The following is a 26,300-nucleotide window of genomic DNA, read 5'->3' as shown; positions in this document are numbered from 1 at the left end:
CTTGTTACTTAACCAGCGTTTTGTTTCCATGGCATGGTGCGCAGTATATCGGCAAATACCCCCGCAGCGGTGACCGTAGCGCCTGCTCCATAACCACGAATGACATAGGGAATAGGCCGGTAATATTCACTGCTGATCGCCAGCGCATTTTCACCATCTTTGACCGCCGCCAGGGGGTTGTCGGTGGTAACTGCTGCTATCGAAACCCGGCATTTTCCATTCTCTATACTGCCAATGTAACGCAATACCTTGCCTTGTTCGCGGGCTGAAGCGACTTTTTTTGCAAACTCGTCATCAAGTTCTGGTAAGCGCTGCATAAATTCCTCTACCGAGCAGGTATCAGCAAAGCCCGCAGGAAGCACTGACTCAATAGTGATATCACTGAGCTCCAGCTCCAAATCGGCTTCGCGTGCCATAATCAGCAATTTTCGCGCGACATCCATACCACTGAGATCGTCTCTCGGGTCCGGTTCGGTGTAACCATTTTTTCTGGCCGTAAGGGTCGCCTCCGACAGACTCATGCCTTCATCCAGCTTGCCAAATACATAGGATAAACTTCCCGACAGAATGCCCTCAAAACGGTGCAGGGTATCGCCGGCACTGAACAGTTTCTGCAAATTATCGATAACCGGTAGCCCCGCCCCACCGTGGTTTCATACAAGTACTGACGGTTGGTGTGCAAAGCGGTTTTGCGTAAGCACCGATAGTATTCAAGGGAGGCGGTATTGGCCTTTTTGTTAGGCGTGACCACATGAAATCCCTGATCCAGCATGGCTACATACTGGTCGGCGATGTCGGCATTACTGGTGCAGTCCACTATTACCGGGTTTACCAGGCTGTTGTCGTTAACAAACTGATGCAAGCGTGCTACCGAAAATGACTCCTCAGCGGCCTGTAACGCCGCGGGCCAGTTGTTGCTCACATCAATACCCTGGGCATTCAGTAGCAGTTGCCGACTATTGGCGATGCCATACACCCGCAGCTGAACATTGCGCTGTAGCAAGGCGGGCTGCTGACGGGCGATCTGCTCAAGCAATTCTTTACCGACATTACCGCAACCCACCAAAAACACATCAATGGTATGCCGGTTGGAGAAAAAATTCTGATGAATCACCCGAACCGCTTTTTTCGCACGCCGGGCTTCAATAACCGTAGAAATAGAGCGTTCTGAGGAGCCCTGGGCTATCGCCACATTGTTTACCCGAGCCTGAGCCAGGGAGGTGAAGAAGCGCGCCGCCAACCCTTTGGTGTGACGCATGCCATCACCCACCAGCGTCACAATAGCCAGTTGCCGGCGAACCTCTATCGGATCCAGCAACTGATTTTGCAACTCCAGCGCAAAGGCTTCTTCGAGTAAGGCCTGGGCCTTATCGGTATCTTTATCCTGAATACAAAAGCTGATGCTGTATTCTGAACTGGACTGCGTTATCAGTGAGATTGAAATATTGGCATTGGACATCACCTCAAACACGCGGCTGGCCATGCCTACCATGCCTTTTAAGCCGGGCCCGGCGACATTAAACATGGTGATATCATCCAGCTGAGAAATACCCTTAACCGAAGTCCAGGTCTCGCTTGGCTGGTTGGAGATAAGGGTTCCTGGTGCCTGAGGATTCAATGTATTTCGAATGCGACAGGGGATGTGGTGCTGGGCAATGGGACCAATTGTTTTGGGGTGCAGTACCTTAGCTCCAAAATACGACAGTTCCATCGCTTCCTGGTAAGTAAGCTTATCCAGCAGCACTGCGCCTTCCACCTGATTTGGATCGGCGTTGTAAACCCCATCCACATCAGTCCATATTTCGCAGGCTTTAGCATCAATACAAGCCGCCAGAATAGCCGCTGAATAGTCTGAGCCATTGCGTCCCAGGGTCACCTTTTCGCCTTGTTCGTTGGCCGCCACAAAACCAGGCATAACCAATAGCGTGCTGCCATCGGTGGGCGTATCGGCAAAGTGTTGTTTGCTGGCGGCCACATCGGCGATGCTGTCCAGATAATCGCCTTCCGCAATAATACAGGTAGTAGGGTCAATGATCTGATTGTTAACCTCTTTAGCACTTAATATAGCCCCGAATAGCGTGACGCTGATGTATTCTCCAATGCTTAGGATGCCCGCGGTCACCGAATCAGGTGCGCAGCCTAATAACTGAATACCCTGAAGCTGTTTTTGCAAACTGACCAACTGACTTTCAATAAAAACCGACACTTTTTTGCTATCAAACTCAGGTAATTCGGTATCCAGCTGCCCGGCGATGCCGCTGACCAGGCTCGCCAGCTTATCCAATAGCACCGAATAATCTTCTCCGGTCGCTGCCTGCTCGCACAGCAGTGACAAGGCATTTGTTACCCCTTTTGGCGCCGAGAGCACGACGGCTGCGCCGTCGGTTTGGTGGGTGGAAATACTAATCTCGGTGACCCGTAAATATCGCTGCGCGTCGGCCAAAGATGATCCACCAAACTTCAACACTTTCATTTGTTGCTCCTCTTCAAGGGTTAACTACATCAATGTTTAACATTGTTTGCAAAAAAAAACCCGCTCTCGTTGAGGGCGGGTTTTTGGTATTTGTGCTTTTTTGTGCACTAACCAGCTACCGCCCTCGTCGAGGTGGTAATCATAATCATGCCGGTGGTGCGAATCATTGTGCTCATGGGTTCAATTTGACGTATAGACGTCTATAAGTCAACCCCACAATTGCGTAAAACGTAGACAAACATAAAATCATTATTTTATTAAACCCGCTTAGGATTCTTTCGATAACGGCGAAGACAAGTTCCTAATCCAATGGCACTCGAAATAATGAGCCTCACGAGCTGCTTTCCCCTCTGTACTGATAAGCAACTTCCCCCCATTAAGCGACTTCACCTCATGGCCACGCCAAAGCCGTACCGGCCAACCACTGCGTTGAGATATGTTTTTTAAGAGTATTACTGATTGGATACTGATTGGACACCCACTACTGATTGGACACCCACCATAACTCATTGCCTCCTACAGTATGGACACCCACTATATTACTAACTGGACACCCACCTATAGTGTGGATACTACTGATTGCCCCCCCGAACTCAATGCTGTTGAAACACGGCGCTTTGCTCTATGATTAATTGACTCGAATGGTAACTATCTCTGGTTGGACACCCACCCTCGAGTAATCACCAGCGGCCTGGATAAATAATTGACAACCGTGAACCGTAAAAAGAAATTAACTTTTGGAGCAGGCGGATTGAACAGAGAATGTGCATGAACCAGACATACCAACGCAGTCCCGGGGCAAAGACTGGATTCCACAAAGAGAATTATCAGCATTTTTGTAAAAACGCTTATCGCTTTTCAAACAACCCGGGGAAACTGAGACGGTTTCGGCTTCCCGGGCTTGTATTCATAATTTTTGCAGAGCCCACACTTGTTCTCAGGGCGATTTATTGGCCGTCGAGCGTAAAAGTAAGGCTGGAAAAATAGCTTTCATAATCAGCATCAGTGTTATTAGGCCTGACTTCTCCCCAAACCACATTGAGTTTTACCGGCCCCTCTCCTGTAAGCTTAAAAATGGCCTCCCCCGGCTATTGGTGGTCTTTGACTGCTCTTTGTGACTTGCCCCAGACAGAGGTGCTACATCAACTAGGGCATTTTCCAGAGGTTTTCCTTTAAATAGTACTTTAACCGGAAATGTACCTTCTGAGTTTATCTTTGCCGGATGCTGTAACGGCACAATCTCCAGTGTGTGTCCCAGAGGTCTTGTAGCAATATCTGACTGTTCTGAGCCGATTTGGATGATGGCTTTGGCTTTACGTGAAAACAATTCCGTTCCCGGCTTGGTGGCGAGACCGTTTTTCTGACGATGTGCAATAATATCTGCCAAGCCCTCTTCCCGGGCATAAGCATTGAACGTATCCGCCTCCAGGGTACTGCGACTGTGATAGCTTTCAAACCCAAGTACATAGGTACCAGATGAAAGTTTCTGAGTTTTGGCCACCCCTGGCATAAAGTTAGATTTGGGGATAATACTGGCCGCCATATCCTGTACCCCGGCACTGCTGTAGGTACGTAATGCCACTATTTTGTCCCAGCTCAAATTCCAGTTGCTCGCATTTTCTTCATGCCCGACTTTGAATTTTACAGGCACTGCGGTCGCTTCCTTTGCATAATACTGTCCCGGTTCCAGCCAGAAATCGTGTGCCATAGCAATGGAGATACTGCCGCATAAGATGGCCAAGCAAACTAACCCTTTTATTGTTTTCATTATGTTTATTGTCCCTTCATTAAATTACGTAGAGCTAAAGTTATTACCGTTTAGAACTTGATTTAGACTCATACAGGTTGTTGGACACTCACTGCCCGGCATTAGATACAGTTTTCTTACTGCTGAAATGCAGACACTATAATGGTTTGTACTTTAGCGGAGCAGCCTGCTGTGCCACTTCCCCGAAAATCTCTGATATCGCTATCGCAAACACCTTATTATCATTGCGTCTCCCGCTGCGTGCGCCGCGCGTTCCTGTGTGGCAAAGACAAGCATACCGGACAGTCATACGAGCACCGAAGACAATGGGTGGAAGACCGGCTGCTGTTCTTAGGGACTGTATTCGCCATTGATATCTGTGCTTACGCGGTCATGAGCAATCACACCCATGTTGTATTACATGTGGACCGCCAAGCGGCCTGCCAGTGGTCGACCGAACAAGTTCTAGAGCGCTGGCATCGTCTTCATAAGGGCACGGTGCTGACCAACCGCTATCTAAACCTCACCGAAAGAAAAGCCATGTCCACAGCCGAAACAGAAGCGGTGAAAAGTACCGCGGAGATTTATCGTTCACGCCTGTACGACATCAGCTGGTTTATGCGACTGCTCAACGAATTCATCGCCCGGCAGGCGAATAAAGAAGATAATTGCACCGGCCGCTTTTGGGAGGGGCGATTCAAATCTCAGGCATTACTGGATGAAGCCGCGCTGGCCGCGTGTATGGCATACGTGGATTTGAACCCGGTACGCGCAGGTTTAGCAACCACACCTCAAGGTTCCTGTCATACCAGTATCAAAAAACGAATCCGGGCCGTTCGGCAGAATCAACAACCCCAAGAGCTATTTGCGTTTACTGAGGCAGGCCAACCTGCTGCATTTTCTGCCTTGCCCTTCCATTTAAAAGATTACCTCGCGCTGGTTAACCTTACCTGTAAGCAGTTTCTACACAACAAATCCAGCCTGGCTGCTAGTTCAACACCGATACTGAAAAAGACCCGGCTTTCCCAAGCGCAATGGCACTGGCTGGTAGAAGGTATTGAACAGCAGTTTGGCACGCGCATAAGCCTGGATTTGGTTCATAGGAAGTTGAATAATCGAATGTTAGATGCTGTCTGAAAGCCGTATTAAAGCCAAAAAGTTTTGTGGTAAAAAGTCGATTAAGTCGCGTACTTGCGCCGCCTCCGTTTATCCATACGCCCCGGGCTTTAAAAGCTTGTCATATTGCTCAGTTTAATCAAACTTCTACTCACCGAGATGAATAATATCCATACATAGAGTTTGTTGAGCAAAGCTAGATTACTGCACTACGACTTGAGCAAGTTATGGTGTGGTTTCTATACTTTGGTAATGATTGCACTATGGCTATTGAAATCCTGCAAATGGGCCTCCTGTTTCTTACTATTTATTGAGAGTTTGCCTGTGTGGTCTTTGTTTCTTTTTCTAATGGAGTTATAACTGTCGTTCTCCTGGTTATTTCCTTCAAATTGCCGGTCTAAGTCACTCTTTCTCAGAGTAATACCTTCGATTAAAACGCTCTCTACCGACTGAATCTACCATCCTGGACAGATGATTTACCTATCGCACTTATCAAGTCGGCTGTCCATCGGTCTTGGTAGATCTGAAACAGTGGGTGTCCTAGCTATTTAGTGGGTGTCCTGGCTATTTGCTTTTATGGATGTCCTGGCTATTTAGTGGGTGTCCTGGCTATTTGCTGATTATTTATTGAGCTTTGGTGGTTCTCACTGCGAGGTCTAAACGTGGTATTTATGAGTTCCCGGTGGAGGGTGATTAGTGCTTATTGCAACGAAGGGGTTGCCTACAATAAGTCCAGACCCGTCCCGGCAACTTACCGGTTCTGAAACGCCTGCAGTGTATTGTTAAGCCCTTAAGCCCTCTGTGGGGCTAACATTCGTTCACAAATATGCGTAATGCTTCCATATCCACCGGCTTTACAAAGTGAGCGTTAAAACCAGCGGCTTCGGCGCGTTTGCGATCAGACTCCAGCCCATAGCCGGTTAACGCAGCCAAAGTAATTTCGGGAGATTGCTCACGCAACCGTCTGGCTACTTCGTAGCCATCCATCCCCGGCAGTCCAATATCCAATAGCACCACATCTGGCTGAAATTCCTTTGTCTGCGCCAGCGCACCACTGCCTTCATGGACGATAACAACCTGATGTCCGGCCAGCTCCAGCAGCAAAGAAAGCGTTTCGGCAATGTCCTCATCGTCTTCCACTACCAATACACGCTTGCAGCACACGGTGCCGGGGTGGGTTTGCTCAGTCTGCACTTCAACAGCATTATCTGATGTTGCCAGTGGTAACGTTACCAAAAACTCTGACCCTTTGTTGAGCCCATCACTGTAGGCTTCCACCTGGCCGCCGTGCAGCTCTACCAATCGCTGAACGATAGTCAGACCAATCCCCAGTCCGCCTTTGGAACGATCCAGCCCCCGTTCGACCTGTCTGAAGAGATCAAACACCTGCTCCAGTACTTCAGGGTCATACCAATGCCAGTATCTTTTACCCTTAATACCGCCTGGTCACGCTGGCATGCTAACTCAAGCGTAATCATTCCGCCTGGGTCGGTGTACTTGGCCGAGTTGGTAAGCAGATTCACCAGTATTTGTTCAAGCCGAACCGTATCCCCTATCACGTAGAGCGGTTCATCCGGTAACGCCAGGCTCAGTACGTGATCATTATCCTCCATCAATGGCCGAACACTTTCTAGCGCATGAGCAGCAATCTGAACCAGGTCGGTTTGTTCCCGTTTAATCTCTACCAGGCCCCGGGTAATGCGCGAAACATCTAGCAAGTCATTGACCAGCCCCTGAAGAATACTGGACTGGCGGGTCAAAATATTCAGATACCGACGGTTCGCGGTATCGCAGTGTAGCTCCATAAGTTGCACGGTATTACTAATCGCACCAAGGGGGTTACGAAGCTCATGGGCAAGCATCGCCAGAAACTCATCTTTGCGACGATCTTCCTGCTTGAGGCGGGCATTAGCTTCGCTTAATGCTTCGGCCGCTTCCCGGCGCACCCGGGCAAGCTCTAAACACGCGGCGATCCGGGTCGTCAGCTCGCGTGCCGAGAATGGTTTAACCAAATAATCATCCGCGCCGGCTTCAAGCCCTTCCAGTCGGGCTTCGTCGCCGGCGCGGGCGGACAGTAAGATAACCGGAATACTCTTGGTCAGTTCATTACCCCGAAGCTGCTGTAATAACTCAAAGCCGTCAACTTTGGGCATCATGACATCGGTCAAGACCAAATCGGGCGGAGATCTTAGCACCCGCTGAAGGGCCGCTTCCCCATCGCTCACCGCCTCCACGGTCCAATAACTTTCTAACAATCGTCGCAGATAATCACGCATGTCAGCATTATCATCTGCCACCAGCACACAAGGTTTCTCCTGACCATGCTCGCCAGCGCGGGCGTTATTCGAAGTCCCCTCGGTGGCGGGCACTTCCCACTCCCACGAGGTATCTGGTGACTCTGGCAACCACCTTAGGGCCTCCTCAATATAAGGCCGGACGCCGATGGCGGTCGATGCCAGTTTTTGTGGTGAACTGATTTGCTCCTGGGGCAGATGCTCACTGCCAAACGGCAGGCGTATGGTGAAGGTCGTGCCCGCTCCGGGAGAACTTTGCACGTTTATGTTGCCACCATGTAGCTTAACCAGTTCACGTACCAGCGACAGACCTATACCGGTTCCCTCATGGGTTCGCCCCCGGGCGTTCTTTACCCGATGAAAGCGATCAAATATATGCGGTAATTCTTCTTTAACAATGCCTATACCCGTATCTTGTACTTGTAACTCCACCTTCGAGCCTACCCGACGTAGCGCAATACGAATACTCCCTTCAAAGGTAAACTTCAGTGCATTAGAAAGCAGGTTGAGAACAATTTTTTCCCATTTTTCCTCATCAATGTACACCAGCTCATCAAGCTCTGGCATATCCGCCACCAACGACAGTCCGGCCTTTTCAATAGCAGAACGAAAGGTACTGGCAAGCTCCTGAGTTTTAAGAGAAAGGTTGGTCGCTTTAAAGCTGACATCGGTACGGCCTGCTTCAATACGGGAAAAATCCAACAGTGTATTGACGAGCTTAAGCATGCGTAGGGCATTGCGGTGCACCAATTTCAGCTCGGTGGGCGCCAGCACCGGCTCGGCGGCGCGAAGGGCATCTTCTGTAGGGGCCAGCATCAACGTCAGCGGCGTCCGCAATTCATGGCTGACATTCAGGAAAAAAGCAGTCTTTGCGCGATCCAGCTCGGCCAGGGCTTCCACCCGTTTACGCTCTTCTTCATACGCTCTGGCACTGCCTATCGCTCGGTCTATCTGATCGGCGGTAAGCCGGATAAGCTCTTGGTAAGCATCATCAAATGCCCGCAGCGGACTCAAGCCGACTACCAGATACCCATAGGGCTTGCTGCCAGAGCCGGTCAAAACCACCACAACCGCCTGTTCGGGGGGCTGTTCCCAGCGACCGCCCGGCATGGTGCCTACCTTATCCAATACATCATTGAGTACCAACGGGCTATCGGCCGACGCCTCAGCCAGGGGCCAGGTTTGTGCATTGTTCTTATCAAAAATAATCACCTCTGGCGTGCCGGGGCCCTGGTAATCATCCAGCCCTGCTGACGCCACCAGACTGGCTTGCTGACCATCGGCATCAATCAGGTACAACATGGCGAATGGAAAATCAGCATCATTGCGAGCCAGCACAAGGGTTGCCATGTTGCAGGCCTCCTCCGCCGACTCCGGGGTGGGCTGGGCGCCAAGATCGCGCAGCAATAATAACTGACGCTCACTTTGCACTTGTAAGGTGGTTTCCTGACAGGTTACCAACACCCCGCCAATACCACCGGCATCATCACGTACCGGGCTATAGGAAAAGGTGAAATACGTTTCTTCTATAAAGCCTTTGCGATTCATCGGTAAAAACAAATGCTCATTCCAGGTAGCCCCTTTACCGCAAAGCACGTACTCACTTTGCGGACCAATAATGTGCCAAATTTCCTGCCAGATCTCAGCGGCGGGCTGACCCAGAGCGTGAGGGTGCTTATCTGCTAAGACAGGCAAATAAGCTTCATTATAGATGTGCAGAAGATCCGGGCCCCACCACAGCGTCATGGGGAAACGGTTTTCCAATACCATCGCTGCCACTGAGCGCAGGCTGGCAGGCCAGGTTTCGTAAGGCCCAAGACCTGTACTCGACCAGTTAAACGCTTCCAAACGCAAAGCCAGATCGTCTGCGCCGGCCAGCAAATTATCGACGTATAGTTTATCCATTATGAGTTTCGTCATCCCGGGCTACCAGTGGGCCTGTATTCGCTTCATAAGACTTAACCAGCGCGCATAAACGCCAGCCTTCGTTAAAGTGCGATTAAGTGAGGAAAAAAGCTCGCTAGATCAGACGCTGTGTTTGCCAAAAACTATATCAATAGCATAATTTAGAAGCAAAAAATAGCGTGACAGACCTTGGTCGCATAGAGCTTTGACTCCCCCGGAGGTGGGTAACTTTACCCCCTTTACAACCTGCGCGATTATCACGGCATTAAGCCCTCTGAGGTGCGCAATAATTCTGGTTCGCTAACGTTTTATTTCAGTGACCATAAATTTTTCAAATAAAACCAGCAGCGCCATCCTATTCTGTTAACGCTCGTTACATTTTTACAATTGCGTGTTTGCCGGCGCTTCCTAGAATTGGGGCATCATTGTTAAACTCTGTAATGAAATGTTGTTTAGAATTATTATAACGTTATCGCTGATTTTTGCTCCTTTGGCCGGATTCGGTGAAACATCTGCGCCGGTTAAAGAGCCTATAAGGGTGGTTACCCTGGGAACCTTTCATTTTCACTTTCCCAACCTTGATGCAGTAAAAGTGAGCGATGACGATAAAATTGATGTGTTATCGGCTGATTATCAACGCCAACTTGAAGATATCTGTCAACAATTAATGACCTTCAACCCTACACATATTGTGGTCGAGCATCGGGTAACAAAGCAAAACGAACTGACCAAGGCTTACTCAAACTACCTGGCCGGGCAACCGGGTCTGCCTGCGGCGCTGCCGCCTGGGGAGGTTTACCAGTTTGGCTTTAGGCTGGCGAAAAAATCCGGGCATAAAACCCTCTTTGCCGCAGATACATGGGGGCAGATGTACCCGAATATCGAGGCAGTGTTCAACGATAAAACGAAAGTGGCCGAGTTTGGCAGGTTTTACAAGAACAATCCTGATACTTCTCTGCGATTTGATAATGGTGAGCCCGCCTACAAATCTCATAATATCGCCACAGAATTACTGCGCCTGAACGATGAACAACACCTAAAGCAATCGCTAGGGAATTACCTTATAGGCCACTTCAAGTTTGAAAGTGAAGACAATGAATACTTCGGGGCTGACTTTGAAACCGGCCGCTGGTTTAATCGTAATTTACGCATTTTTCGCAATATTCAGCGGGTTCCTGCCGCCCCGGCGACCGGATTCTGGTTATCTTTGGCGCAGGCCACATGAACCTTCTTAACCTGTTCTTTGATGCATCGCCCGAATACAGCCGGGAAAGCCTGCGTACTTATTTAAAAGCTCCTGATTGAACGCCGGCATTTCCTCCCGTCAGTGTTGCTCCAGGCGCCTTTGTTGCGATGGCGGCCGGTAGTCAAGCAATCAACTGCGTTCGCAAAACGCGGTACTTTTGCCTGCCTGAATTCTTACTCACCCTTTCAATACCCGGGCTGTGGTAATGTGACTATCTGTGTGGCTATCTTTGTGGCTTAGCGATAGTGTGCTTATGCGTGGGGACGTGAAACAAATCCGCTCATAACCACCAAAGCGAAAAGCAGATAGCTGAGCAGGAGCCGGTTGGCAGCAAGAAATATTCGCAACTAGACCTGCTGGTTAAAAACAGGGCGGAATAACAGGCTCCCTCCTCCCACCGCCTTCTTTGCTTTATTGTCCGCCAGGCCTTACATAGCTGGAACAGCTCCTGCATTGCCATGTGTTCCAATACTGGTATTTCGTAACGCTAAGGAGTGTGACTATGTCTGACCAACAATACCCTACCCCGCCGTTTTCAAAACAGGATACTGGCGAGCTTCCCGGTGAAGAACAGTCTATGGATCCACGGCCCGAATTTACCGCTGAAGATTACAAGAGTGCCGGTAAGCTTTCCGGAAAAGTAGCATTGATCACCGGCGGCGATTCAGGTATTGGACGTTCTGTGGCTGTACTGTTTGCCCGTGAGGGCGCAAAAATTACATTTACCTATTTGCCTGAAGAAGAGCAGGATGCCAGAGCTACCGTCAAGCATGTGCAACAGGCGGGCGGTGAAGCTCTGATGATTCCATTTGATGTTACCGACCAGGGCGATTGTGAAAAAGTCGTCAATGACACTCTTAAACAGTTTGGCCAACTGGATATTCTGGTCAACAATGCGGCCTTTCAAAATCATGTGGCGGATGTGGAATCATTGTCTTTTGAACAATGGGATAAAACATTTCAGACCAACATCTATGGTTACTTTAAGATGGTCAAAGCTGCCCTGCCGCATATGACCAAAGGCGCAACCATTATCAATACCGGTTCTATCACGGGACTGGAAGGCTCAGCCGGACTGCTGGACTATTCATCTACCAAAGGGGCGATCCATGCCTTCACCAAAACCCTGGCACAAGAGCTGGTTGAACGTGGAATCAGAGTAAACTGTGTGGCGCCCGGCCCGGTCTGGACCCCCTTAAATCCGGCAGAACGCAGCCGCGAAAGCGCCAAACATTTTGGTGAAAAAACACCTTATGGACGGCCGGCGCAACCCGAAGAGATGGCACCTACGTATGTATATCTGGCCTCTAACGCCGACTCGGGCTATCTGACGGGTCAGATCATCACTCTGCTGGGCGGTAGTACCCGCGCTGGCTAATTCAACTAAATTATAAGGAATCTCATGTCTAAAATTGTACTTATTACTGGTGCTTCCAGTGGCATCGGTAAAGCCACGGCACAGGAAGTGGTTAAAGCCGGACATAAAGTGGCGTTAACTGCCCGTAGCGAGGATAAGCTCAACGCCCTGGTGGAGGAGCTTGGCAAAGATAATGCCGTGGCATTTGCTGCTGATGCTACCTGCTATGACGAGCAGAAGAAGGTTGTTAAACAGACCATCGAACACTATGGTCAGCTGGATGTGGTCTTTGCCAATGCCGGTAAAGGTGTTTCTCAGGCTGGAACCGAAAATGGCGACCCGAAAGAATGGGACTCGATGGTGGATATTAACATCAAAGCCTTATTATGGAGTGCTCAGCTGACCCTGCCGCATCTGCGCAAAACTACCGGACACTTTATTTTAACCAGTTCCGCTGCCGGCCGCCGGCCTATTCAGGGCTCTATTTATGGCGCCTCAAAATGGTTTGCCTACGGTTTTGGTCAGAATCTGGCCGAAGAGATGAAGGAATGGGGCGGGCGTTGTACCACAATTTGTCCGGGCGTGGTTAATACCCCATTCTTTGATGAAGCCAAAGATGACAAGCTGCAACCTCAGGATGTGGCCGATGCCGTGGTGTTCGCCATCGACGCGAACCAGCGTAACAGCGTGCGCGAAATCTATTTGATGCCCACCAACTAACCCCGCCGGTATCACTTCGGCTGACCGGTCGCATCTGGTCAGCCCCTTCCTTCCAGCCATTTTACCCATGTTATTTTAAGCACAGGCAGGCTACATTAACCTTTTAACTGATATCGCAGCAATGTTGCACGTCATCAATAAGAGGCTTTCTGTGAGCGAACAACATATAGCCGGGCGTATCGCCTATCGGATATTACAGCACTTTGATCAAAGCTACCGGTGGTTTTCTCGTATCACCCGCGGTGCCCAGGAGCGCTTTGAAAAAGGCCAGTGGCAGGCCACCCAGAATGCGGTAAAAGAACGCATTACCATTTATGAGACCAGCCTGGCTGAAGCGGTAGCCGATATTTATCAGGATATTACCGTTCATCAGCAAAATGATGGGTTCTGGCAGACTATGAAACAATGTTATGCCCGTTTGCTGGATGGACACCCACAATTTGAACTGGCCGAAACCTTCTATAACTCGGTCATCGGGCGGGTGTTTCGTCACCAAAAAATTGATGATGCGGTCATGTTTTTGCAGCCAAGCCGTTGTTATCTGCCGGGGCAGGACCGCCACAAGGTGGTAAACAGCTTCGACCCTACCACCACGGTGCGCCAGATGTATCAGGCTTTATTTAAGGTGTACCGCTTTAATGTGCCATTTGAAAATATAGAGCGGGATTTGGAGCATCTTGAAGTTGCGCTGCGTAAGCGCCTGACCACCGAACAACTGGCCAGTGTCACTGCTGTAGAAATGCTTCAGCCTGTCTTTTACCGTTCCAAAGCCGCTTATGTTATTGGCCGTATTTGTATGCCCACCCACACGCTACCGTTTGTAATCGCTCTGCAAACTAATGCCAGTCAGGCTATTTTTGTGGATGCCCTGCTTACCGACCGCAAAGATCTGAGTGTCATTTTTGGCTTTGCGCGCTCCTATTTTATGGCCGATACCCTGTACCCGGCGGAAGTCACTGCTTTCTTGCAGGAGTTACTGCCTAACAAAAAGCACTTTGAACTGTACATGGCCCTGGGACATTTTAAACATGGAAAAACGGTGTTTTACCGGAATTTTTTAGACCACCTGCAATACAGTAACGATAGCTTTGAAGCCGCAGCGGGGACCCGCGGGCTAGTGATGATGGTGTTTGATTTACCCTCTTATGGCGTGGTGTTTAAAATCATTAAAGATGAGTTTGCAGAAAGCAAAAAAATTACCCGCCAGCATGTGAAAGACTGTTATCGACTGGTGAAAATGTCAGACCGTGTGGGCCGTATGGCGGATACACATGAATACGTGAATTTTCGGCTGCCACGGCACCGGGTGAGTAATGACCTGCTTGCCGAGCTGCAACAAACCTGCGCCTCCAGCATTGAGCTTACCGACAGTGAACTAATTATACGGCACTTATACATTGAGCGGAAAATGACGCCGCTGAATTTGTATCTGGAGCAGGAAACCGACCCCGACAAAGTGCGCCACACCATCAATGAACTGGGGCTGTGTATAAAACAAATTGCGCTTGCCAATATTTTTCCGGGGGATATGTTGATGAAAAACTTTGGTGTTACCCGGCAAGGTCGCGTGATTTTTTATGATTATGATGAAATTTGTCTGATGAAAGACCGTAACTTTCGGGACCTGCCAAAAAGCGAGGATCCCTATGCCATTGATACGCTGTCGGTGGCCCCAGATGATGTTTTTCCCGAGCAATTCGAGCATTTTATTGTGGGCAAGCGGCACTTAAAAGAGTTGCTTAAAAGTTTGCATGGCAACCTGCTGACCGCCAGCTACTGGCGCGAGATGCAGCAAATTGCCCAGCGGGGCGAAGTTCAAAATTTTACACCCTATAACCCTAAAATGTGTTTTCCCAGAGAGACGCCTGGCGAATCTGAAATTAACGCCTGATAACAATGTACAAAGTGATCGGTTTTCGTGGTTGCAGCTGTAAAACTAACGACGATGCATCCAAACGGACACTTGGCCTACGGGAAGATTTGCGTATCATGAAAGCGTTGATAATTGAAGATGATGTAACGGTTGCCGAACATGTCCAGCAAGGGCTTATTGCTGCTGACCATGAAACCACGGTAGTCAGTGACGGGACCAAAGGGCTTGAAGCAGCCCGACAGAGCCAGTGGGATATTATTATTCTGGATATTATGCTGCCCGGTGAAGATGGTTTATCGGTGTTGCGCACCCTACGCGAGGAAGAAAACCAGACCCCGGTATTGCTGTTAAGTGCCAAAAGTCAGGTGGAAGATAAAGTTCAGGGGTTGCGTTCAGGTGCCAATGACTACCTGACGAAACCTTTCGCCGTAGAAGAATTACTGGCGCGGGTGGAGGGGCTGGCCGGGCGGGTTCAGGATACTACGACGTCTCTGAAAGTCGGCGATCTTACCCTTGATCTGCTTAATCGCAAAGTCACCCGGGGCGAGACGGAGATTGATCTGCAGTCAAAAGAGTTTCAGCTACTGGAATGCCTGATGCGAAACCGCGGCAAGGTGGTCACCCGTTCGATGCTGCTTGAGCATGTCTGGAATTATCACTTCGATCCGCAAACCAATGTGATTGATGTTCACATCAGCCGATTACGGCAAAAAGTGGATAAAACCTTTAATGTGCCTTTGATTGAAACTGTGCGTGGTACCGGTTACCGGATCGCGGAAAATCAAACGTGATTGCGATTCGCACCTTTACCCGAAGCTCCAGTTTTCGGTTAGGTGCACTGTTAACCCTGCTATCCAGTGCGGCCATGACCTTTGTGTTTTATGTATGGTCGCTGTCTAACGAAGAAACCCTGTTACGCGAAGCGCGAGCCGCGGTTGATGCCCAGGTTTGGGGATACCAGGCCTGGTACCAGGCGGAAGGGCGCGAAGGGCTTATCAGTGCGATAAACAACAATCCTTTTTCCTCGACCTCGACGCTGGTCAGTCTGCAAAGTGCTGACGGTGAATTTCTGGCGGGTAACCTGACCTCCCTCGATAGTTTAAGTGTGCCTGAAGGTACTGATTTTTTTCAGTTTGTGTTTAGCGCCGATATGCTCTCGGGGGCGCGGCTTGATAAAGCCCAGCGTGCGGTGTTGTTTAAAGATATCATTTTACCCGATGGCAGCCGGCTGTTTCTGGCCCGGGATGTTGAAGACCTGTATACCGCCCAATGGATAGGGCAATCCTTTAGCTGGGTGTTTGTGGCGGTGCTGGGGTGCATTTCAGGGTTAAGTTTCGGGGTCGCCATGTACGTGGTTAATCGTATCAACCGTATGTCGCAAACGGCCGATACGATAATGCAAACCGGAAATCTTACCGAAAGACTCGATATTGATAGCAACTGGGATGACCTGAGCAAGCTCGCGGTGGTGTTAAACCGCATGCTGGATAAAATTGAGGCGTCGGTAGAAAATATCAAATCGGTCACCGACAATATCGCCCATGATTTGCGTACGCCGTTGAGTCGGTTGCGCTCCCGTCTGGATAAGCTACCTGAAGGTGAAATTAAAGCTCAGGCGCAGGCGGAAGCTGACAACTTACTGGGTATGTTCAACGGTCTGTTACGTATTGCGGATATTGAAAGTCAGCGGCAACGTCAGGGGTTCACCACCATCAGTTTGGCCGAGGTGTTGCGGGATGTCGTGGATTTATACGAGCCGTACTTTGAAGAACACCAAATGCAGCTAACCACCAATATTAATTCGGTAACCATGTATGGCGATCCCAATCAGCTGTTTCAGATGATGGCTAACTTAATGGATAACACCGTAAAATACGCCGGGACAGGCAACCGGGTGGATGTCAGCCTGACTACTGTGGGGCAGCGGATTGTATTGAGTGTTTCGGACACAGGTGCGGGTCTTGATGAGAAGCACTTTGCACAGCTTGATCGACGTTTCTATCGCGCCCAGGCCAGCAGGACCACCGCCGGTAACGGCTTGGGTTTATCGATGGTGAAAGCCGTCGCTGAGCTGCACAATGGTACCGTATACTATGTCCCCGACCCATTGCTGTCAGGATCTGGATTAGGGGTTACCATTACCTTTGCGGCAGGGGAAAAACTAAGTCAGATCTGAATGCGCTCTGCCGGCATTCAATGCAAGACTTTGTGCATGTTAACCGCCATTTTCATAGTCTCGTCTCCATCATTGACTAACATTTTACTTCGCAAGGAAAGACAAGATTTTGTTTTTGAAAATTGGTGGGTGGCCACAGCCTGCTCAAAAATGATGGATGTCCATCACCTCTTGAAAGAAGATGAGTACCCATATTTGTGGAGGTTTAAAAGTGGGGTTCAAATTTAAAACCCAAAGTGGAGGTCTACATTTTGGTTTCCATATCATGATGTACTTCCCTCTCACCCTCTACTCGTCAGCAATGCCCTGCTTCGCAGGGTGAAGTGGATTCTTATCATTAAAAAATGGTGGGTGTCCACAAAATGCTGTGAATGTCCTGAATCTGTTTTAAAGATGGTGGGTGTTCCACAAGATGCTGTGGATGTTCTGAATCTGTTTTAAAGATGGTGGGTGTCCACAAGATGCTGTGGATGTTCTGAATCTGTTTAAAGATGGTGGGTGTCCACAAGATGCTGTGGATGTTCTGAATCTGTTTAAAGATGGTGGGTGTCCACAAAATGCTGTTTAAAGATGGTGGGTGTCCATGTTTGCGGTGGGTGTCCATGTTTGCGGATCCTAAAAGATAGGTGTCGAGAACCTGATGAAAAATAGTGGGTGTCCATGTTTGTGTCCATCTTTGTGGAAGCCAAAGGTGGGTGTCCACAAGATGCTGTGGATGTCCTGAATCTGAGCGCTAGCGCTGATTATTCAGCGTCATTACATCACCTACTCTGGCCACCCTATGGCTATGACTGCCCAGGAAAATACAAGCGCGGGTTATTGTTTTTGCATAAAAATGGTCACTTCAGCCACTACCACCCCAAACTTTTTAATATAAGAACGGTTCATCAACGTTGTATCATCAAAAGCAAAAAACCAGTCATCAAAGCTTACCATGTAAGTAGTATCATCCACCGGCAGGTCCATCTCATACTGAAAGTTAAATGCGTTTCCGTAACTGATTCCCGTGGCCGGACCATCGACATCGCCTGCGCGGCCGGTGTAGGCATTATCGCCCTTCAGGGTGATTTTCCAGGTGCGCTGTGCCGGCCCCTCCCCCACGCCATAGTCAAACGTCTCATCCATGATCAGGGTGTCTCCTTCCATGCGCCCATTGATGTCAACCTTGAAGCGCTGCACTACCTCGCCACTCCAATTTTGAGCGATGCCCCAGGCTTTAACGTCACCGGTAAAAAATTGCTGGATATCAAGTTGTGGCTGAACCTGTTCATACGCTGGCCCCTCAGGAGCACCGGCGCAGCCACCCAAAAATGCCAGACAACCCGCCGCCGATATCGCCAGTAGTGTATGCTTCATTAGTTTGCTCCCTCAAGTAGCTGTTGCCGAAACTCTGGTTCAGATGTTTTTTCACTTAACCAAATATCGAAAAATCGTTGAGTAAAGTCAGCATCATCAATGTTGCCAATGACCTCACCATTATAAACAAACCGGGTCGTCTGTTGGCTGGTGGCAATTCCAATAAGCACATCGTTTTCCTTTACATCAGGAAAAATCTGCTGCATCTGGCCACGCCATTGCGCTAGTTTGGTGGCGTCTTTCAGCCCCTGCTTTTTCATTTCTTTAACACTACGCTGGGCAATCTTTTTACCTTTTAAATCGCGTAGGTAGGTAAGCTTTAATGCATAGGGTGGTTGGCCGTTCCACCGCCCTTTTGGCGCGTACAAAGTGGCATCGTACACATCCCAGAAATAGTAACTAAAACGGGCTTCACCCACTTTGGCGGGCGCTTCAACAACCTCTTTTATCGACGCCGAAATATCAGCAAAAGCATTAAAAGATAGCAGGCTTAACAGCATTAGGTAGGCACGCATGGCAGCTTCTTTTTTACAGGTTTACTTTGAATACCTGCCTCGCAGTCTTTATGATCAAGCATTACAAATTTGTATATCCGGATTTTACGACTTTGCTTCTCCAGTCATCCCTTGAAACCAGGCTGCATATTCAGCGTCCCAGCCCGTTACAGCCTTTTGCCCCACAGTGGCCGGGTGCCGAACAGCTGCAACTTTTTATTAAACGGGATGATCAGTTGCATGCGGTTATATCTGGCAATAAATGGCGCAAACTGAGCCAGCAACTGACTCAGTACGCCAGCCTGCCTGACCACATTGTCAGCTTTGGCGGCGGTTACTCTAACCATCTGCATGCCTTAGGTTATCTATGCTGGCAGTTGGGAATTACCTTCTCGGCGATGGTCCGCGGAGACTATCGTAACCATCCTACGCCCATGCTAGTGGATCTACAGCGCTGGCAAACCCAAATTTGTTATGTCAGCCGGCTGGAATACCAACAACGAAGCGATCCGGAATATTTGCAAGCGCTGGCTCAGCGCTTTGCAACCCGGTTTATAATTCCTGAAGGCGGCAGTAACCAAGCGGCTGTGGCGGGCATTGGGCAAATTGTAGATGAGTTGCATGCGCAGACCGCCCCTCTGGATGTTATTGCTGCGCCGGTGGCCAGTGGCGCGACTTTAGCCGGCCTTGCCCATCATTGTGCGCAGTCCGGAGCAAGGCCCACCTCCATTCTTGGAATTGGGGTATTAAAAGGTGAAGGCTATCTGGAGTCACTGGTGCAAGCGCTTTTGCCGCAACCATGCTCTAACTGGCATATCGACCACACACACTGTGGTCGTGGCTACGCTAAAAGCGATACTGAGCTGCTTGAATTTTGTGAACAAATGCAACATCAATACGCAGTGCCGGTGGAACCGGTATATTCAGGTAAATTATTTCTGGGTGTTAAGAAAAAAATAGCGGCCGGAGAATTTGCCCCTGGTACACGCCTTGTGCTGTTGCACACCGGGGGCTTACAGGGTGCCAGAAACTGATCTGAGCAGGCACTTTTTTCGTTCTAACAAACACGGCAGGCAAGGTGTGTAAGCGCCTTTGCATTCTTCTATTAACCTGTAACTGATTTATCGTGCCATCGTCTGCCGGTGAAGGCACAGGAGGTTCTATCCATGATAAATGGCCCAACTCAACTTTCTAAGCCCCTGCAAACGCTGGTCACACGCGCCCTCACCCTGTGTGAAATGATGCTGCCCCACTGCCAGGCCATTTATCCTTTTGCTGCAATTTATGAAGACGGCAAGGTGGGGTGTTTGTTTACTGATGAGCAGCTGCGGATCCAGAATGAAAGCTTTTTGATCGAGCAATTGCAGTGGCGCATTATCGATACCACCACCGATTCAGACAGCTATAGTGTGCTGGCTTATGCAGCCACAGTGCAAACCGAATATCATGAAAAACTGGATGCGATTGCCATCAATACCACCAGCCCTGACGGGGAAGAAAATTTATTGCTATATCCGTACTTTCGGGTTGGTAAGCGCATTGTGGTTTCCCCGCCTATAGCTAATTGAGGTCCTTCTTTGAGGTCTTTTTTAATACAGACGCCCCGTGGGTATGAATAATGCTCGCGGGGCGTTTTTACTTGATAAACCCATTTTATCAGGCAACACTACATAGCAGTATTTTGGTACCAGCAGCATCAACTTTGCTTGCCAATTTAATGATGTCTGCTAGGATTCAGCGCAAATCTCAACGCCTTGGAAACTGACTTATGTCTCGAGTATTAATTATTGGCGCCGGTGGCGTCGCAAGTGTAACGGTTAAAAAATGTGCTCGTCTGCCAGAACAGTTCGATGAAATCTATCTGGCCAGCCGCACAGTTTCAAAATGCGAAGCTTTACAAAAAGAAGTCGGTGAAGACCGTGTCAAAGCCGTATTTGCCGTCGATGCTGACAACGCCAGCGAAGTTGAGCAATTGATCAATCAAACCAAACCGGACCTGGTTATTAACCTGGCCCTGCCCTATCAGGATCTGCCCATTATGGATGCCTGTCTGGCCACCGGTGTGGACTATCTGGATACCGCCAATTACGAACCCAAGGACGAAGCCAAGTTTGAATATCACTGGCAATGGGCGTACCAGGATAAATTTAAAGAAGCCGGCATTATGGCGCTGCTTGGCTCAGGTTTCGATCCCGGTGTGACCAACGTGTTTACCGCTTATGCGGCCAAGCATTACTTTGACGAAATTCACTATCTGGATATTGTCGATTGTAATGGGGGCGATCACGGCCAGGCGTTTGCCACCAACTTCAATCCTGAAATCAATATCCGTGAAATTACCCAACGCGGTAAGTTCTACGAAAATGGCGAATGGAAAGAAACTGATCCGTTAAGTGTGCGTGAAGATCTGGATTATCAGAATATTGGTGTAAGACCTTCTTACCTGATGTATCACGAAGAGCTTGAGTCCATTGTTAAGCACTTTCCTACCATCAAGCGTGCGCGTTTCTGGATGACCTTTGGCGAAGCGTACCTCAACCACTTACGCGTGCTTGAAGGCGTAGGCATGACCAGCATTGAGCCGGTAGAGCATCAGGGCCAGCAAATTGTTCCGCTTGAGTTTCTAAAAGCGGTATTACCGAACCCGGGCTCACTGGCCGAAGGCTATACAGGTATGACCTGTATTGGTACCTACATTACCGGTATCAAAGATGGCAAAGAAAAAACCCTGTTCATCTACAACAATTGCGATCATGCCAAGACCAATGAAGAAGTCGGCGCGCAGGCGGTGTCATACACCACCGGTGTTCCGGCAATGATTGGTGCCAAGCTGATGCTGAACAATGTCTGGAAAAAACCGGGCGTGTGGAATATGGAACAGTTTGATCCGGACCCGTTTATGGAAGAGCTGAACCAGCATGGTCTGCCATGGCATGTGCTCGAATGTGACACCAGCCCGTTCAGCCGTTAAGTCAGGAGAGACTTTTGACTAATCTGACTCAGCGCCGCGATATTCCGTCGCCTTGCTATGTGCTTGAAGAAGCCCGGCTGATTGCTAACCTGGAATTAATGAAACGGGTTCAGGATGCTTCGGGAGCCAGAATTATACTGGCTCTTAAGGGTTTCTCGATGTGGTCGTGTTTTGACATTATCAAACCCTATTTGCATGGGGCGACCGCCAGCTCGGTGTGGGAAGCTCGCCTGGCCAGCGAAATGGGTAAGGAAGTGCACGCCTATGCCCCCGCTTATAAACAAGCTGATATCACTGAGCTGGCGACGCTGGTACATCATTTGTCGTTTAATAGTCTGTCGCAGTGGCAGGCCCACAAAACGGCGTTGCCAGGGGTATCTTTAGGTTTGCGGATTAATCCTGAGCATCAGGAGGCCAATACCCCGCTTTACGATCCGGCCGCGCCTGGCTCGCGGCTGGGGATTCGTGCCGATGAGCTGGAAGGCCAGGATCTTAGCGGTATTGATGGCTTTCATTGTCACAATTTGTGCGAATGCGATTCATTTGCCACTGAGCGTACATTAAAGGCGATTGAAGCGCGTTTTGGGCCCTGGCTGGATAAACTGAAGTGGCTCAATTTAGGTGGTGGTCACTTAATGACCCGTGAAGGCTATGATGTCGAGCACCTCATTGGCGTGCTAAAAAACTTCAAACAGCGTTATCCGCATCTGGATCTCATCTTAGAGCCAGGTTCTGCGGTGGCCTGGCAAACCGGCCCGCTGATCGCCGAGGTGGTAGATATTGTTAATAACCAGGGCGATATCGCCATTCTGGATATCTCTGCCACGGCCCATATGCCGGATGTATTAGAAATGCCTTACCGGCCCGATATTACCGGGGCGGGCGAGCCTGGGGAAAAAGCGTATGACATCAAGCTGGGCGGCAACTCCTGTCTGGCCGGAGACGTCATTGATACCTATTCGTTTGATGCCCCGCTGGTCCCGGGTGACCGGCTGCAGTTTGAAGACATGATGCATTACACCATGGTTAAAACGACCTTTTTCAATGGGGTTGAGCATCCGTCAATTGGGATCTTACGTACGTCCGGTGAGTTTGAGCTGGTACGTGAGTTTGGGTACGAGGACTTTAAAGGTCGCTTGTCTTAGCCGCCTTGTTCTATGTCTTTTAATGTCAAAAGCCACCTCTGCAGATGTGGCTTTTTTGTATCGGCCGTTTTTTGTATCAGTAGCTTTTTGTATCAGCGTAAGGCACTGACCAGGCTAAGGGTGATAGCGTGTCAGCGCCCTCGTATCCGGTCGCCAGAGCTACCGGCGTGCGGCGATCAGATTACGCCTCTGCCGTTGGCGATACCGGTATCCCCTACCTCACCTTCGGCCAATACCGTGTCATCCAGCGTAATTTTGAAGCGGGTGCCGGCACTGGCAACGATATTATATTCCAGCGCCTGCATTTTGTTTTCATCTACCTCGACCTCAGCTTCTTTGTTTGGATGCAGCAACTCATATTTGCCATCATCATTATTGTCATCAATCACGTTAACCATCCAGTTACCCTCCTGGATGTCCAGCTTCAGTGTACGTGTGGCCATAGGGCTTCTCCTGTCAAACAATTTAGGGTGGGTACGGCCTAACCTGACAAATTGTTTAGCTAGGAGGCGTTATTTCGCTCCAGACCTGCCTGATACAATGCATTCTTTTTCAGCTTATAATGCGCAGCCACAATCGCCGCGGCTTTTTTAAGAGGCAACTCGGCGGTCAGCTGAGCAAGCAATTCTAAGGCGGGCGCGGGCAAATCGGATTCAACCCGCTCAGCGCCGCCGATCATCAGCACAAACTCGCCTTTCTGGCGGCCCGGCTCCGCATCCAGCCAGTCAATAATATCCTTTGCGGTACCACTGACAAAGGCTTCGTACGACTTCGACAACTCTTTGGCCAGCACCAGCGCACGCGACGCCCCCAACACGGTCTGAATATCGAGCAGAGTATCGCGGATCCTGCGGGGCGCTTCGTAAAAAACACTGGTACAGGTGCGATCGCTGAGCTGTTTCAATGCCACACTGCGTGCCTGGCTTCTCGAGGGCAGGAAGCCTTCAAAAATAAACCGGTCAGTAGGCAGACCTGAACCACTTAACGCAGTAATGGCAGCACAAGGGCCAGGTAAAGCCACCACCTTGATGTGTTCTTCGCGGCATTTGCGTACCAACACGAACCCCGGGTCACTGATAAGAGGCGTACCGGCGTCACTGACCAGCGCCACCGATTCACCACTTTGTAAACGATGCACCAGCATGGTCGCCCGCTTGTCTTCGTTGTGCTCATGTAACGACATCGTCCGGGTTTTTATGCCAAAATGCTGTAGCAAACGTTGGGTATGCCGGGTGTCTTCGGCAGCAATCCAGTCTACGCTCTCCAATGTTTGCAAGGCCCTGGCGGTAATATCATCAAGATTGCCTATCGGCGTAGGTACAATGTAAAGGGTGGCGTCGTCGCTCATGCTTACCTGAAAATGTTGTCTGAAAAGTCAAAAGTGTAACACGCCTAAGGGCCGGTTTATTGCGCCAACCATAGATTTTCCTGTGGGTTCAGATAAACTTGGCGTCAAACGGGTTATTCTGGTCAAAAAAGGATCTGGCGTGCATCAGGCAAGCTATTATTATCTGATTGTAAAATGTGTTTTATTGGGCGGGGTACTAAGCCTGGCCGCCTGTAGCAGCGGCCCTTCAGCGCCCCGGCCTGCGCCTGTGAGTCAGCCTGAAACGGTGGGTACCGAAACGCCCGTCACCATGTCGCCACAGGCGCTTATCGCCAAGGCTCGCCAGGTGTGGGAACAGCAAAGTGACAAAGATGCTCGCGACACCCTATTGCTTGATGCAGCGACCGCGTACCTGCAACAACAGCAACCACGTCAGGCCCGGCAACTGTTACTGACGCTGAAAAACAGTCGCCTGGGACGTGAACAGCAGGTACGGGCCAACACATTGATTGCCCAAAGTTATATGAATTCTGCCCAGGCCGAAGCCGGGCCCCTGATTGATTTGCTGTTACCGTTAGATAATGAAGCGGGTCTCAAGGCTCGTCAGCTGCGTATCTTAACCACATTGTACGAGCGTCAGAACGATTACCTGGCTGCCGCCAATTCACTGTTGCAGTATATGCAACCCAATGCTCATACCGTGGCCCAGATTTGGCGCTGGGTCAACAAAGCCGAGCCTGACCGTTCTGCCACTACCGAGTATCCGGATTTGCAGCCTTATATTGCCCTGCGCAACCTCGTGGTACAGCACGGCCTTAATACCAATGAGCTTTCGACACATCTACAACAGTTCAGGCAGGTCTACCGCGGGCAACCTGTGGTTACCTATATGCCTGAGGCCATTACCCAGGCTGCCAGTCTGTCGATAGATGAGCTGGACACGGCTGCTGTGCTGCTGCCACTTAGTGGCCGGTTTGCCGCCACCGGGGCGCTTATTAAACAGGGCATTCTGGCAGGGTATTATCAACAGCTGAATAGGGACTCTCAACGCCATGCCGGTCAGCTTCGATTTATTGATACCAACAACAAGAGCGCGGAACAGATTATCAGCGAAGTGGGCTCAACCCGCTGGGTAATCGGCCCGCTACTAAAAGATACCATTGAAGCGGTAGCGCCCCGCTTCAGTTCCGATACCCGACTGCTGGCATTAAACCGGATTGCGTTGCCGGCTCACCGGGCCTTACCCGAGAGCGCGTTAGCGCTTATCCCCGACAATCTCCAGGTCAATCAATTGTTGCCTGACCGCGCAGCATTTTTTGCTTTAGCCCCAGAAGATGAAGCCTATCAGCTGGCTGAACAAATTTTTTCCCAGGGTCACCGGGCGCCCATTATCGTGGCGGCTGACGGCGGCATTTACCAGCGTTTGCTGGATGCCTTTTCGATGCGCTGGCAACAGCTTAGCAAAAATGCTGACCTGGCCCGTGAGCGTGAACTGGACATTGTTCGTTACACCGACAGTAAATCGCTTAAAGAAGGTATTTCCGCGTCCCTGGGCGTGGCACAAAGCAAAAACCGAATAGACCAGATTCGGTATATGGTGAATGAAAAGCTCTACAATGTTACCCGCAACCGGCGCGACATTGATGCGATTGTGGTATTCGCCTCAGCGGAACAAACCGAATTGCTCAACCCTATGATAGAAGCGAGCCTGAGCCCATTTGATGGCAAGACAGTCCCCGTCTATGCCACATCCCGCTCAATGGAATATGACAGCAGTAAAAATCAGTGGCGCGATCTTCAAAATGTTCGTTTCATTGATATGCCCTGGCTCATGCCGGATTCCCAATGGCAATCGTTAAAGCAGGAAACCGCGGCGCTATGGCCCCGTCGAAGTACCGCACAGGCACGCTTTTTTGCGTTCGGGGTGGATGCGTACCAGCTGTTGCCGTTTGTCGAAACGCTGAGTCTGCTTCCCCAAATTAACTATTCTGGTCTTACCGGTACCTTATCGGGCAGTCATACCGGGGAGTTGCAACGCCTGCTGCCCCAGGCGATTATCGACAATGGCCGTATTAAACCTTTAAGTGAGGCCCGGTAGCG

The 26,300-nt window shown here is 49.9% G+C and carries 16 protein-coding genes and 3 pseudogenes; 12 read left to right on the top strand and 7 right to left on the bottom strand.

Features of this window, described 5'->3' with window-relative positions:
• Positions 1–8: 8 nt before the first annotated feature.
• Positions 9–2,473, bottom strand: a pseudogene (gene thrA / locus IT774_RS03350) (bifunctional aspartate kinase/homoserine dehydrogenase I).
• A gap of 1,045 nt (positions 2,474–3,518) precedes the next feature.
• Positions 3,519–4,124 (bottom strand): DUF4198 domain-containing protein, encoded by a 606-nt coding sequence (locus tag IT774_RS03345; protein ID WP_232365104.1) that lies wholly within the window; start codon positions 4,122–4,124, stop codon positions 3,519–3,521.
• Between the two features lie 426 nt (positions 4,125–4,550).
• Here IT774_RS03345 and IT774_RS03340 point away from each other — a divergent pair, with 426 nt between their 5' ends.
• Positions 4,551–5,357: a transposase gene (locus IT774_RS03340; RefSeq protein ID WP_408641200.1), complete on the top strand. Its 807-nt coding sequence runs from the start codon at positions 4,551–4,553 to the stop codon at positions 5,355–5,357.
• A 786-nt stretch (positions 5,358–6,143) separates the two neighbouring features.
• On the opposite strand, the pseudogene IT774_RS17250 reads toward IT774_RS03340, so the two are convergent.
• Positions 6,144–8,980: pseudogene (locus IT774_RS17250) on the bottom strand (response regulator); the annotation flags it as partial.
• Between the two features lie 1,000 nt (positions 8,981–9,980).
• Between IT774_RS17250 and IT774_RS03325 the strand changes: the two are divergent.
• The 6 genes and pseudogenes from IT774_RS03325 to IT774_RS03300 all read left to right on the top strand — a co-directional run bounded on the left by IT774_RS03325 (position 9,981) and on the right by IT774_RS03300 (position 16,907).
• Positions 9,981–10,840: pseudogene (locus tag IT774_RS03325) on the top strand (DUF5694 domain-containing protein).
• A gap of 443 nt (positions 10,841–11,283) precedes the next feature.
• Positions 11,284–12,159, top strand: coding sequence for an SDR family oxidoreductase (locus IT774_RS03320; protein ID WP_195811328.1), 876 nt, complete (start codon positions 11,284–11,286; stop codon positions 12,157–12,159).
• A gap of 24 nt (positions 12,160–12,183) precedes the next feature.
• Positions 12,184–12,858, top strand: a complete 675-nt coding sequence (locus IT774_RS03315; RefSeq protein WP_195811327.1) for an SDR family oxidoreductase — start codon at positions 12,184–12,186, stop codon at positions 12,856–12,858.
• Positions 12,859–13,009: 151 nt separating this feature from the next.
• Positions 13,010–14,749 (top strand): bifunctional isocitrate dehydrogenase kinase/phosphatase, encoded by a 1,740-nt coding sequence (aceK, locus tag IT774_RS03310; RefSeq protein WP_232365103.1) that lies wholly within the window; start codon positions 13,010–13,012, stop codon positions 14,747–14,749.
• A gap of 98 nt (positions 14,750–14,847) precedes the next feature.
• Positions 14,848–15,522: a response regulator transcription factor gene (locus tag IT774_RS03305; RefSeq protein ID WP_195811325.1), complete on the top strand. Its 675-nt coding sequence runs from the start codon at positions 14,848–14,850 to the stop codon at positions 15,520–15,522.
• Positions 15,519–16,907, top strand: coding sequence for a sensor histidine kinase (locus IT774_RS03300; RefSeq protein ID WP_195811324.1), 1,389 nt, complete (start codon positions 15,519–15,521; stop codon positions 16,905–16,907). The genes IT774_RS03305 and IT774_RS03300 overlap by 4 nt, the downstream gene beginning before the upstream one ends.
• Before the next feature lie 816 nt (positions 16,908–17,723).
• On the opposite strand, the gene IT774_RS03295 is transcribed toward IT774_RS03300, so the two are convergent.
• A complete protein-coding gene (locus IT774_RS03295; RefSeq protein WP_195811323.1) occupies positions 17,724–18,263 on the bottom strand; it encodes a DUF3833 family protein in 540 nt (179 codons plus the stop codon).
• Positions 18,263–18,778: a chalcone isomerase family protein gene (locus IT774_RS03290; RefSeq protein WP_232365102.1), complete on the bottom strand. Its 516-nt coding sequence runs from the start codon at positions 18,776–18,778 to the stop codon at positions 18,263–18,265. Before IT774_RS03290 ends, IT774_RS03295 begins: the two co-directional genes overlap by 1 nt.
• 50 nt (positions 18,779–18,828) lie before the next feature.
• Between IT774_RS03290 and IT774_RS03285 the strand changes: the two genes are divergently transcribed.
• The 4 genes from IT774_RS03285 to nspC all read left to right on the top strand — a co-directional run bounded on the left by IT774_RS03285 (position 18,829) and on the right by nspC (position 22,873).
• Positions 18,829–19,791 carry a 1-aminocyclopropane-1-carboxylate deaminase/D-cysteine desulfhydrase gene (locus IT774_RS03285; RefSeq protein WP_195811322.1) on the top strand — a complete coding sequence of 321 codons (963 nt, stop codon included), beginning with the start codon at positions 18,829–18,831 and terminating at the stop codon, positions 19,789–19,791.
• A 132-nt stretch (positions 19,792–19,923) separates the two neighbouring features.
• Positions 19,924–20,325, top strand: coding sequence for a hypothetical protein (locus IT774_RS03280; RefSeq protein WP_195811321.1), 402 nt, complete (start codon positions 19,924–19,926; stop codon positions 20,323–20,325).
• Between the two features lie 200 nt (positions 20,326–20,525).
• Complete coding sequence (locus tag IT774_RS03275) at positions 20,526–21,728, top strand: saccharopine dehydrogenase family protein (protein ID WP_195811320.1); 1,203 nt, start codon at positions 20,526–20,528, stop codon at positions 21,726–21,728.
• A gap of 14 nt (positions 21,729–21,742) precedes the next feature.
• On the top strand, positions 21,743–22,873 hold the full coding sequence (gene nspC / locus IT774_RS03270) for a carboxynorspermidine decarboxylase (protein ID WP_195811319.1): 1,131 nt from the start codon (positions 21,743–21,745) through the stop codon (positions 22,871–22,873).
• A gap of 176 nt (positions 22,874–23,049) precedes the next feature.
• On the opposite strand, the gene IT774_RS03265 is transcribed toward nspC, so the two are convergent.
• The gene (locus IT774_RS03265; RefSeq protein WP_195811318.1) at positions 23,050–23,316 is read right to left on the bottom strand and encodes a hypothetical protein; all 267 of its coding nucleotides are present in this window, start codon (positions 23,314–23,316) and stop codon (positions 23,050–23,052) included.
• Positions 23,317–23,375: 59 nt separating this feature from the next.
• A complete protein-coding gene (gene rsmI, locus IT774_RS03260; RefSeq protein WP_195811317.1) occupies positions 23,376–24,221 on the bottom strand; it encodes a 16S rRNA (cytidine(1402)-2'-O)-methyltransferase in 846 nt (281 codons plus the stop codon).
• Positions 24,222–24,303: 82 nt separating this feature from the next.
• Here rsmI and IT774_RS03255 point away from each other — a divergent pair, with 82 nt between their 5' ends.
• A complete protein-coding gene (locus IT774_RS03255) occupies positions 24,304–26,298 on the top strand; it encodes a penicillin-binding protein activator (RefSeq protein ID WP_195811316.1) in 1,995 nt (664 codons plus the stop codon).
• The last annotated feature ends 2 nt before the right edge of the window (positions 26,299–26,300 follow it).

It is taken from the genome of Salinimonas marina, from assembly GCF_015644725.1.
In the GTDB taxonomy this organism is placed as follows: domain Bacteria; phylum Pseudomonadota; class Gammaproteobacteria; order Enterobacterales; family Alteromonadaceae; genus Alteromonas.
Note: the sequence above shows the minus strand (reverse complement) of the source record. Positions and strands in the feature narration are given on the sequence as shown.